The sequence below is a fragment of the Nonomuraea sp. NPDC049695 genome (genome assembly GCF_040674955.1).
Classification (GTDB): domain Bacteria; phylum Actinomycetota; class Actinomycetes; order Streptosporangiales; family Streptosporangiaceae; genus Nonomuraea; species Nonomuraea helvata.
Genome location: NZ_JBFANV010000086.1, coordinates 33,480 through 44,384, shown reverse-complemented (window position 1 = coordinate 44,384; position 10,905 = coordinate 33,480). Strand labels below are relative to the sequence as shown.

Here is a 10,905-nt window from a genome sequence, read left to right as displayed (position 1 = left end):
GACCCGGACGTCGCAGACCTCGTGACGGACGTCCTGCGCGCGGCCGGCGAGATCACCGGCGGCTCGGCCGCCGTGTCGGGGCCCCGATGGGGGAGTCTCGAGCCGACGTTCCAGGACGCCCTCACAGCGGGCCTGGCCCGGCTGTCGACGCGGCTCAGCGCGCTCGAGCCGATCTACGTCTCCCGCAGCGATCAGCACCGCTACGACACCGCCCGCCGCCACCTCGACGCGGCCTGCCATACCGACTACATGCTCCGAGCCATGAACGACCTGTTCTCCGGCCGGGGAGCGACGGGCGATACGTCGGTTCGCGACCACTACATGGCCGCGTCCGTACAGTGGCACCTCGCACGAGCGGGCGCCGGCGCACGAGTGGTGCTGGTGGCCCATAACAACCACATCCAGAAGACCCCGGTCACCTTCGGCGGCTACCTGGCCGCCCTGCCGATGGGCCACTACCTGGCCAGAGGCCTCGGCCGGCAGTACCGCGCCGTGGCGCTGACCCACACGGCCGGCCAGGTGCCGGAGATGAGCGTCACCGCCGAGGGCTCGCCGGTGGGGTTCACGGTCGACCTCGTCACCCTGGACGCTCCGCCTCCCGGAAGCGTGGAAAGGGCCCTCGCCGAAGCCGGGCTCGGCGGGGTGGTCACCCTCACCGATCTCCGTTCGCGCACGTCGCTCGATCGCATCCGATCGCAGAGCGCCTTCGTGAACACGCCGCTGCATCAGGCGTTCGACGCGGTCATGAGCGCGCCCACCGCGACGGCCGACCCCACCGTGAACTTCTAGCGGAGAAGCAGATCATGGACATCACAAGTGCCGTCGTCACCGGCGCCGCCGGTGGGATCGGCAGAGCCCTCGCCGCCCGTCTCCGCTCGACCGGCGCGCGGGTCGTACTCGCCGACGTCGACACCGCGGCCCTCGACGGAGCCGCGGCCGAGCTGCAAGCCGACGCCGTCCGGACCGACGTCTCCGACGCCGCGCAGACGGAGGCACTCGCCGCCGCCGTTCCGGACGTCGACCTGGTGTGTTTGAACGCGGGCATCGTCGGCCGGGACCTGGGCGCGCCGTGGGAGGTGAGCCCCGAGGACTGGGACCGGGTGTTCGCGGTGAACGTCGGCGGCGTCGTCAACGGGCTGCGCGCGTTCGTCCCACGCCTCCTCGCGGCCGGCCGGCCCGCGCACATCCTGATCACCGCGTCCCTGGCGGGGCTCGTCACGTTCCCTGCCGGCGGCGCGTACGCGGCCTCCAAGCACGCCGTCGTCGCCCTCGCAGAACAGGCCGCCCTCGCGCTGGCGGACACGCCGGTCGGCGTGACGATGCTCTGCCCGGCCCTGGTCCGCACCGGCATGTCACCCGAAGGCGAGGACCCCGCGGACATCGCCGAACAGGCTCTCGCGGCCGTGCGGGCGGGGACCTTCGCCGTGGTGCCGGACGGCTGGGCCGCCGGGATCACGCGGCGCGGCCAATGGCTGGCGACCGGGGCGCAGCCGGAGCTGCCGACCGTGGATCTGTGACGGCTTGCTCGGTTCTCCTCGAGGTCATCTCAGGGAGAACCGGGTGTGGGTGCCCTGCAGCGGGGTTCAGCGCTTGCGTGCCAGCGTGACGCCGTCGCGGACGGGCAGCATCACGCACTCCAGCCGGTCATCACGGGCGATCGCCTCGTTCACGTGGCGCATCGCCCTTTGGCTCTCCTCCTGGAAGGCCGGGTCGAGCACCGTGCCGCCGAGGAACACGTTGTCGAGGACGAGCAGGCCGCCGGAGTTGAGCCGCGGGACGACCTCCTCGTAGTAGGCGGGGTAGCTGACCTTGTCGGCGTCGATGAAGGCGAAGTCGTAGGCGGGCTCCGCGGGCAGCGCGCGCAGCGTTTCGAGCGCCGGGCCGATCCTGAGGTCGATGCGCTCGGCCACGCCCGCGCGCTCCCAGAAGGGCCGGGCGATGGCCGTCCATTCGGTGCTCACGTCGCAGGCGATCAGCTGGCCGTCGGCGGGCAGCGCGCGGGCGATGCACAGGGAGGAGTAGCCGGTGAACACGCCGATCTCGATCGCGCGGCGCGCGCCGGACAGGCGTACCAGCATGCTCAGCAGGGCGCCCTCGTCGGCCGAGACCTGCATCCCGGCGGCGTGGCCGGTTGCCTCCCGTGTCGTGGCGGCCAGTTCCCGCAGCAGCTCGTCGGCTGGGGTGCAGTGCGCGCGCAGGTAGTCGTCGATGTTCGGGTCGACGATCCGGAGGGCGTCTCCCGCGATGGGCTCCGTCCAGTCGATCCTGAGCTCCTCCTGGGTGGCGAAGCGCAGGAGGTGGCGGGTGACGACGTCCTGGACCCCGGCCACGGCGTCGGTGTCCGCTGCGGCGGCGATCAGGATCAGTTCGTCTCCCGCGGAGAGGAGCGTGCAGGTGCCGTGGCTGAAGGCGATGGTGCCCCTGCCGTCGTCGGTGAGCTCCGCGGCGGCCTTGTGGCCCATGTGTGAGATCAGCTGCTTGACGTAACGCTCAGGGCGAGAGGTTGCTACGTGTGCCGTGGAAAGGGGCATGCGGGATCCTCCTCATCAGTTAAGCGTCGAGAATCCTCGACACTTATGCGCTGAGTCAGTTTGCGACCGCCGGCTGGGATTTGTCAAAGCGTCGAAGAATCTAGACACTTAAGCCATGGGAGACGATCAGGAACCTCTGGTGTTGCACACGTCCGCGCACTTCAAGGCGTTGGGGCATCCCCTGCGCCACCGCATGGTGAACGTGCTGCGCCAGCGTCCTGCCACGATGAGCGAGCTGACGGCGACGCTCGAGTCGACCAAGGGCACGATCGGTTACCACCTGCGGGTCCTGCGCGAGGCCGGTCTCGTCCGCCTGGCCGGCACCCGGCACGTGCGCGGCGGCACCGAGCAGCGCTTCGAGCTCGTCAGCAAGAGCTTCAGGTTTGACGAGCAGACCGGCGCGGGAGCCGAGTTCCTGATCGGCGCCGCCCTGGCGGAGATGCTGCCCGACCGCCCCGGCCACCCCGAGCACACCATGCTGTGGCACTTCTGGCTCAACCCTGACGAGGCGCGCGCACTGGCCGGCCGGCTCGACACGTTCGCCCCCGACAAGCACACAGCTAGTGGGCCCGAGGCCGACGCCGAGCCGTACGGGCTGCTTCTCAGCTTCTATCGGGCCGACATCCCCGCCTTGCCCCCTGAGTGAACAGTCGTCACATCGGCTCACAGAGAGCTGTCCATCACCAGTCCCTTGTGCCACTGCAGTACGTACACTCGTACACATCATAGGTACACTCGTACATATGGTGCCTGATAGGGATGACCGCTCCATGCGTGAGCGGATGCTCGCCGGTGACCTCTACCTCGCCGTCGACCCGGAGCTGGGCGAGCTCATGCTGCGCGCGGCGGACCTGATGGAGGCGTACAACGCGACCTCGGCCCGTGACCCGCTGGAGCGGCGCCGGCTGCTCGCCGAACTCCTCGGCGCGATCGGCGAGGGCACCGAGATCCGGCCGCCGCTGCGGATCGACTACGGCAGCAACCTCCACATCGGCGCCCGCTCCTTCGCCAACTTCGGCCTCGTCGCTCTCGACGTCGCGCCGATCACCATCGGCGACGACGTGCAGATCGGCACGAACGTGCAGCTGCTGACGCCGACCCATCCGATCGATCCGGAGCTGCGCCGGGCCAAGTGGGAAGCCGCCAGGCCGATCACCGTCGGCGACAACGTCTGGCTGGGCAGCGGGGCGATCGTCCTGGCCGGGGTCACCATCGGGGAGAACACCGTCGTCGGCGCCGGCGCGGTGGTCACGCGCGACCTGCCGCCGAACGTGGTCGCGGTGGGCAACCCCGCGCGGGTGATCCGCACCATCGAGCCGGGTACGACATGAGCGACCCCACCCCGCCACGGCTCTCCGCTCCGAGGCGCCCACGCCCGCACAACCCGGGCACACGGCATGAGTAACCCCACCCCGCCACGGTCCTCCGCCCCGAGGCGGCCACGCCGGCATGACCCGGGCCGGCGGGACCGGCTGATCGACGCCGCCCTGACCGTGATCGCCGAGCGCGGCGTGGCCGCCACGACGCACCGGGAGATCGCCCGCGTCGCCGACGTACCGCTGGGCTCGATGACCTACCACTTCACCTCGCTGGAAGAGGTGCTCGCCGAGGCGTTCACCCGGCACGCCGACTCCGTGGCCCGCGTCTTCGACGAACGCCTGAGCGCCGCCCGCGACCGGGAGGAGGCGACCGAGGCCGTCATCGCGCTGGTGGCCGACGACCTGCTCGGCTCCCAGCATGACCTCGTCCTGTCCGTGGAACTGTACGTGGCCGCCGCGCGCAACCCGGCCCTGCGGGCCGTCACCCAAGCCTGGATGGCGCGTAGCCGGCAAGCGCTGGAGCGCCACTTCGACGCCACCACCGCCCGCGAGCTGGACGCGCTCCTCGAAGGGCTCGTGCTGCACAGCGCCCTGTCGACCGACCCGATGACCCCCGAGCAGATCCGCCACGCCATCCACCGGTTCCTGCGCTGACCTTGCATCCCGCCGCTCATCCACCCCTTCGTCACCCTGATCGGGAGAGCCGATGGCCGCCGCCGCCCCGCTCACCATGCCCACCCGCCAGGCGCGCCTGGCCCGCGCCGCCGTCGCCGCGCTGTTCCTCACCAACGGCGCCGTGTTCTTCAACATCGTCCCGCGCTACCCGCAGATCAAGGCCGAGCTCGGCGTGAACAACGCCGTCTTCGGCACCGCGCTGGCGGGCTGCTCGATCGGTGCGCTGCTGGCCGGGCTGCTCGCCGGCGCCGCCATCCGCCGCTTCGGCTCCGCCCGCGTGGCGGCGTTCGGCATCGTCGTGACCACCGTCGTGACCCTGGCCATCCCCTTCGTGCCGAACTGGATCGCCTTCGGCGGCGCGCTGTTCGTCGTGGGCGCGCTCGACGCGGTCGTCGACGTCGCGCAGAACGCCCACGGCCTGCGCGTCCAACGGCTCTACCGGCGCTCGATCCTCAACTCGCTGCACGGCGTGTGGAGCATCGGCGCCGTCCTGGGCGGCCTGATGGGCTCGGCCGCCGCCGGTCTCCACCTGTCTCTCGCGGTCCATCTCGGCATCTCCGCGACGCTGTTCAGCATCGTCGCCGTCGTCGCCTACCGGTTCCTGCTGCCCGGCCAGGAAGATGCCGAGCGCCCTGCGGAAGCGCAGGATCTGGCTGCCGCCGACGGCCACCCGGCGGCTCCGGCGGCTCCGGCGGCTCCGGCGGCCGCGGCCGTCTCGCCGGCCCCGCCTGCGCCGCTTGCAACCCCGCCTGCGCCGCTTGCCCCGCCCGCGGGCCGGCGCTCGTTCACCGGCCCGGCCGTGCGGATGCTCGCCGCGCTCGGCGTGCTGGCCGCCTGCGGCGCGCTGGTCGAGGACGCCAGCGAGTCCTGGGGCGCCCTCTACCTCAGCGGCCTGCACGCCGATGCGGCCACCGCCGGCCTGGCCGTCGTGGTCTTCCAGACCGCCATGACCGTCGGCCGCCTCACCGGCGACCGCGTCGTGGACCGCTTCGGCCAGCGCACGGTGGCCCGGGCGGGAGGCGTCCTGGCTGCCGCCGGCATGGGCGCCGCACTGGCGACGCCCTCCGTCGCGACCGCACTGGCCGGCTTCGCCCTGGCCGGGCTCGGCTTCGCCACCCTGGTCCCGGCCGCCATGCACACTGCCGACGAACTGCCCGGCCTGCCCTCCGGCACCGGCCTGACCATCGTCAGCTGGCTGCTGCGCGGCGGATTCCTGCTGTCCCCGCTCCTGGTCGGGTTCGTCGCCGACCTCAGCAGCCTGCGGGTGGGTCTGCTGTCCGTGGTCCTGGCGGGCGCCGTCACCATTTTCCTCGCCCGCGCCCTGGTCAACCGCACCCAGGTCGCCGTTTAGTCGCTGGTTGCCGGCAGGACGACGGCTGTTAGCTCGCATCTCCGCTGACGATCAGCTTCCAGAGACCAAGTACGCGGATCCGCGCCATGCCACGACCAGTCTCCATGACCGTCGGCCGGCCATTGTCGTTCCACTTCGTCCGCCGCTATGCACTGCTCGTACTCGACGTCACCATGGGTGATGAATTCTTTGATCCTTGGTCGGGTCCCTCGCGAGCCGTAGGGGCTCCACTCAAGGCTGGTCGTGCCCGGCGTGGTCATAGCTCGACGGGAGTGTGTCGAAGAGGGTTGGGGTACTTTGTCGGCCCATCGATTCTGCCCAGACTGCGGGACCACCGCGGGAGCTTCTTGATCGCCACATCGAACGCGACTACCTCGCCCCAACCAGCGAGCCCCTCGATCAACCACGTCCAGGCGAACATGAGGTCGGTCGTGAGGATCGCTCCGGAGACCTCTTCAGGCGTGATCGGGTTGATGTGAGCCTGCACGAGATACACGTTCGTCGCGTTCTTCGGAATGAAGATCAACATGCCGTTGATCTCGACCGCCACCTCGTCCGGGGCGGGTAGCTGACGGCTGGTCAAGGCGTCCATGCCAGGAAGGTACGGACACCGGTTTTCGAGGGTCCACGGTGTTGCTTGATGTTTCTCGTGGACCCTCGCAACATTCCCTTTTGATCAGATCTGTCCAGCCCATTCCTGCCGTGCTGATGCGAAGAGGGCGCGCGCTTCGTCGCCGTAGACGGCCGACTCGGACAGCGCCTGGAACGCCTTCTCGTACAGCGCAACGTCGCCGGGAGCCTTGACCCGGACCTGTCCGGGGACCGTGTCCACGCGCACCTGTTCGGTGTCGTAGATCCAGAAGTTCTCCGGCGGCCAGATACCGGTGTCGGGTTGCCAGATGACCACGCCGAGGCTGACGTTGGCGCGTCGTGTCAGTTCGGTGAGCTTGTCCATCTGCTCGGCCATGTCGGCAGGAGCGCAGTACGGCGTGCGAAGCGCCTGCTCGCCGATCAGGAACGCGAACCGACGCGCGCCGGTCGCCATGACCTCCTGCTGTTTCATGCGCGCCTCGACAGCGGTGTCCACGTCATCCGGGATCCCCCGGAAGCCGACGACCTTCGACAGGTGTCCGCGCGCGTAGGCGGTCGTCTGGACGAGTCCGGGGATCGCGCTGTGCTGGAAGACCCGGAATTGATTGGTCCGCTCGTACAGCGGGAGGAAGGATCGTTGTACCTGCCCGATGCCGGTCTCTTCGAGTCGCCGCCACTGGGTGTAGAAGGCGTTCACATTCCGGACGCTGGCGACGAGATCCGTCGTCTGGGGCTCGGCATCGCAGATCCGGCACCACTCCCGGACGTCGGTCTCGGTCGGAAGTTGCTTGTTGTTCTCCAGCTTCGAGACCTTGCTGAAGTGCCATCCAGCCTGTTGTGCCAGGTCACGGCCGGTTATTCCGGCTGCGCTCCGGATCTCGCGCAAGCGGGCTGCGAGGATTCCTCGTGCTTCGTCCAGGCGTTGCTGGGGGCTGGACATGCTGCGACCTCCGAGTTTTCCGTGTGGTCCAGGTCTTCAGCCACCATAGCCGCGATGTTGCGTCTTGTTCCTTGCCTTAGGGGAATGACTGCGTGTCGGTCGACGGCCGGCGTAGATGACAGTGATCAGCGCGGGGCGGCGGTATGGCCAAAGCTCAGGTGACTGCACTTGCTTCACCTGGTTGCTCATAACTCTCCACACCGTGATCAAGGAGTGTGAAGTGGACCTGTGTCGCCAGTTGATGAAGGCCGTGCGCAGGTCCCGAGCGTCGGCTCCGTCGCCAAGGCGGTGCGGATACACCTGCCGTTCGTCGTGGCGGCCATGGTCGGCTGGCTGCGCAGCGCCCCCAACCCCCAGCGGCGCCGCCGGACGACCGCGCATCCGTTGGGAAATCCGCGACGACATCCACGAAGCCTTCCTCAGCCTCGCCTGCGGCACCATCTGCTGGCGCCGACTCGTCAACCTCCCAAATAGCGATTCAGGCAGCTTCTGCTGACTGCCCTCGGTCGCCGGTTTGATTAGTGGTGTGGAATGCTGTCCGGCCCAAGGGAAGGGCGGATCATCGTGCACGGGATGGGCGAAACGAGTACGGCGGAGCGGTACCGGAAGTTCGGGGAGATGGAGGCCCGGGGTCACTCGCCCAGCTACGAGCGGTTGTGCATGGGCGTCGGCGCCGACGCCGAACTGCTGGCCCTGGTCGATACGCTGCCCGCGGCCAAACGACAACCCAACCTCCTGTTCGGCGCGGTCCGGCTCCTCGGGGGGCCAGTGCATGACTATGGGGCGTTTCGCATCTGGGTGCTCCAGCATTGGGCGGAGGTCAGCTCCGAGATGCTGGCCCGCAGCACCCAAACCAATGAGCCGGGCCGGTGTGCGACGCTGCTGCCGCTTCTGGCGCGCCTGCCGCAGCCACTCGCATTGATCGAGGTCGGCGCCTCGGCCGGACTGTGCCTGTTCCCGGACCGTTACACCTACCGCTTCGATGACCGACCCGCCCTGGGGCCAGTCAGCCCAGTCATGCTGACCTGCCGGACCAGCGGGCCGGTACCGATCCCGCAGCAAGTGCCGTCGGTGATATGGCGGGCCGGGATCGACCTGGACCCCCTCGACGTTGCTGATGCCGATCATCTGCGCTGGCTGGAGGCGCTGGTCTGGCCCGAGCAGCAAGATCGGCTGGTACGGCTACGCGCCGCGGCGCAGATCGCGCGTGCCGAACCGCCCCACCTCGTTCAGGGTGATCTGAATGCCGCCATCGCCGACCTGGCTGGACAGGCCCCGACGGACGCCACGCTGGTCGTGTTCCATAGCGCGGTTCTGGCCTACCTGCCGCAGGACGAACGCGATCGGTTTGTCGAAACGATGCGTGGCTTGCCCGCCCGGTGGATCTCCAACGAGGCGCCCACCGTATTACCTAGCGTGGCCGCTCGGCTGGCCCGTAGCCCATCGACCGACCGCAGCGTGTTCGTCCTGGCCCTGGACGAAGAGCCGGTTGCTCTTACCGGACCACACGGGCAGTTCCTGGACTGGCTGCCAGAATGAAACCGATTTGCTTCGCCGAGCAACGCGCGACGCGGCACAGGCGATCGCGCAGGTCGGCTTCTGATGCCGCTGGCGCAGGGCCTAACCGGAACCGCCGGCAGCTGTGAGACGTGTCATTCTCCGCGATTCCACCGGAGTCGATTGGCTCGAAGCTGGTGCCTATGAGCACGAGCGTCTTCGACGGTGAAGCCGGGTCATCGACTGGCGCCTATTAGAGCCCGATGTGGGATTGGCTAAACGGTCGACACGCATTGCCCGATCCAGGCGGCAGGGTGGGTGTCGGCAGGCCCACCACCCAGATGGGCAACGGGTTGGGGAGCCAGGTCCGCCTACACGGTGGCGTGGCCGCGGACCAGGCGGCCGACCTCGGCGCGCAGGTGTACGAAGTCCGGGTGCTCGCGGGTCGTGATCTGGTCGCGCGGCGCGGGCAGGTCCACCTTGAGGTCCCCGACCACGTGGGCAGGGGCCTTGGAGAGGACGACCACGCGGTCGCCCACGTAGACGCTCTCGTCGATGTCGTGCGTGATGAGGACGATCGTCATCTGGTGGTGGCCCCGGACCTTGAGCACCAGGTCCTCGAGGTCCTCGCGGGTCTGGGCGTCCACCGAGCCGAACGGCTCGTCCATGAGCATCAGCGTCGGCCGGTACGCCAGCGCCCGCGCGATCGCCACCCGCTGCTGCATGCCCCCGGACAGCTGGAACGGGTATTTACGCGCGGCGTCCGCCAGCCCGACCGACTCCAGGGCCTCGTGGGCGGCCTCGCGGCGCTGGCGCTTGTCCATGTTCTTGCGGCGCAGCGGCAGCGCCACGTTGTCGGCCACCGACATCCACGGGAACAGCGAACGGCTGTAGTCCTGGAAGACCACGGCCAGGTTGTCCGGCGTCTGGCGGACCACGTTGCCCTCGACCTTGACCTGCCCGCCCGTCGGCGTGATCAGCCCGGCGATCGAACGCAGCAGCGTCGACTTGCCGCATCCGGAAGGCCCGACGATGCACAGCAACTCGCCCTCGGCGACGCTGAGGTTGAGGCCCTCGATGGCGCGGTGCTCGTTGGGGCTACCGCCGCCGTACACATGGGAGAGGTTGTCTATCTCGAGCAATGGAATTCCTCGGGGGGGCGAGACCATGGACAACGCGAAACACAAATCTAGGCGATCGTACTCTCATTCGCCGGTCAGTTGCTGGGCGGCGTGATGCCAGGCGAGAACGCGCCGCTCAACGACGAGGAACAGCTCGTTGAGCACATAGCCCAATACTCCGAGCAGGACGATCCCGCCCCACATGAGGGGCAGGTCGAACATCTGGTACGCGGACGTGAGCTGAAACCCGATGCCGTTGTCGGTGCCGGGCAGCAGTTCGGAGAAGACCATGACGATCAGCGAAAGGGAAAGGGCCAGCCGCAGCCCCGCGAACATCTTGGGCAGCGCCGACGGCAGGATCACCCGGTGGAGCCGTTCGGCCCTGGAAAGCCGGAACGCCTGGCTGGTCTGCAGGTGCAGCGGCTCGACCGAGCGGGCGCCGTCGGCGGTGTTGAGCAGCACCGGCCACACGATGCTGAACGTCATGAACGCCAGCTGCATCTTCAGCCCGAACCCGAACACCACCAGGAAGATCGTGATCAGCAGAGGCGGCGGGATGGCCCGCAGGAACTGCAGCACTCCGTCGAGATAGTCGTACGCCCTCGCGGACAGCCCCACGGCCAGCCCGAGCACGACCCCCGCCAGCGAGCCTCCCACGAACCCGGCGGCCATCCTGCCCAGGCTCGGCAGGATGTTCTCGAGTGCCGCGTCGGTCAGGAACAGCCTCCCCGGCGGCCCGGAGAACCACGCCGCGTGCATCCTGACCACGATCGTGCTGGGCGGCGGGAAGAACGTGTTGCCCGCGGCCCGCGTGGCCACCTCCCAGGCCGCGATCAGCACGACCAGCACCAGCGACCGGAACGTCGCGGTACGCATGCCC

12 protein-coding genes are annotated in these 10,905 nt (G+C 69.0%); 7 read left to right on the top strand and 5 right to left on the bottom strand.

The window, feature by feature from the left end; translation table 11 throughout:
• Positions 1 to 789: erythromycin esterase family protein (locus tag AB0J64_RS45270; RefSeq protein ID WP_364042033.1), on the top strand; the 789-nt coding region annotated here is incomplete at its 5' end.
• 14 nt (positions 790 to 803) lie between these two features.
• On the top strand, positions 804 to 1,517 hold the full coding sequence (locus AB0J64_RS45265; RefSeq protein WP_364042031.1) for an SDR family NAD(P)-dependent oxidoreductase: 714 nt from the start codon (positions 804 to 806) through the stop codon (positions 1,515 to 1,517).
• Between the two features lie 66 nt (positions 1,518 to 1,583).
• On the opposite strand, the gene AB0J64_RS45260 is transcribed toward AB0J64_RS45265, so the two are convergent.
• Complete coding sequence (locus AB0J64_RS45260) at positions 1,584 to 2,531, bottom strand: DUF2218 domain-containing protein (protein ID WP_364042029.1); 948 nt, start codon at positions 2,529 to 2,531, stop codon at positions 1,584 to 1,586.
• Between the two features lie 115 nt (positions 2,532 to 2,646).
• Between AB0J64_RS45260 and AB0J64_RS45255 the strand changes: the two genes are divergently transcribed.
• From AB0J64_RS45255 to AB0J64_RS45240, 4 genes are all read left to right on the top strand, one after another.
• Entirely contained in the window at positions 2,647 to 3,177 is a 531-nt protein-coding gene (locus AB0J64_RS45255) for a metalloregulator ArsR/SmtB family transcription factor (RefSeq protein ID WP_364042027.1), read from the top strand.
• A 97-nt stretch (positions 3,178 to 3,274) separates the two neighbouring features.
• Positions 3,275 to 3,862, top strand: coding sequence for a sugar O-acetyltransferase (locus AB0J64_RS45250; RefSeq protein WP_364042025.1), 588 nt, complete (start codon positions 3,275 to 3,277; stop codon positions 3,860 to 3,862).
• Positions 3,863 to 3,928: 66 nt separating this feature from the next.
• The gene (locus tag AB0J64_RS45245; RefSeq protein ID WP_364042023.1) at positions 3,929 to 4,504 is read left to right on the top strand and encodes a TetR family transcriptional regulator; all 576 of its coding nucleotides are present in this window, start codon (positions 3,929 to 3,931) and stop codon (positions 4,502 to 4,504) included.
• 52 nt (positions 4,505 to 4,556) lie between these two features.
• Entirely contained in the window at positions 4,557 to 5,876 is a 1,320-nt protein-coding gene (locus AB0J64_RS45240) for an MFS transporter (protein ID WP_364042021.1), read from the top strand.
• 256 nt (positions 5,877 to 6,132) lie between these two features.
• Here AB0J64_RS45240 and AB0J64_RS45235 read toward each other — a convergent pair whose 3' ends face one another.
• A complete protein-coding gene (locus tag AB0J64_RS45235) occupies positions 6,133 to 6,468 on the bottom strand; it encodes a hypothetical protein (protein WP_364042019.1) in 336 nt (111 codons plus the stop codon).
• An 84-nt stretch (positions 6,469 to 6,552) separates the two neighbouring features.
• Positions 6,553 to 7,407: a helix-turn-helix transcriptional regulator gene (locus AB0J64_RS45230; RefSeq protein ID WP_364042017.1), complete on the bottom strand. Its 855-nt coding sequence runs from the start codon at positions 7,405 to 7,407 to the stop codon at positions 6,553 to 6,555.
• A gap of 573 nt (positions 7,408 to 7,980) precedes the next feature.
• Here AB0J64_RS45230 and AB0J64_RS45225 point away from each other — a divergent pair.
• The gene (locus AB0J64_RS45225) at positions 7,981 to 8,946 is read left to right on the top strand and encodes a DUF2332 domain-containing protein (RefSeq protein ID WP_364042015.1); all 966 of its coding nucleotides are present in this window, start codon (positions 7,981 to 7,983) and stop codon (positions 8,944 to 8,946) included.
• A 329-nt stretch (positions 8,947 to 9,275) separates the two neighbouring features.
• On the opposite strand, the gene AB0J64_RS45220 is transcribed toward AB0J64_RS45225, so the two are convergent.
• Together AB0J64_RS45220 and AB0J64_RS45215 are read right to left on the bottom strand one after the other, a co-directional pair.
• Positions 9,276 to 10,046 (bottom strand): ABC transporter ATP-binding protein, encoded by a 771-nt coding sequence (locus AB0J64_RS45220; RefSeq protein ID WP_364042013.1) that lies wholly within the window; start codon positions 10,044 to 10,046, stop codon positions 9,276 to 9,278.
• 63 nt (positions 10,047 to 10,109) lie between these two features.
• Positions 10,110 to 10,901: an ABC transporter permease gene (locus tag AB0J64_RS45215; RefSeq protein WP_364042011.1), complete on the bottom strand. Its 792-nt coding sequence runs from the start codon at positions 10,899 to 10,901 to the stop codon at positions 10,110 to 10,112.
• Between the last annotated feature and the right edge of the window lie 4 nt (positions 10,902 to 10,905).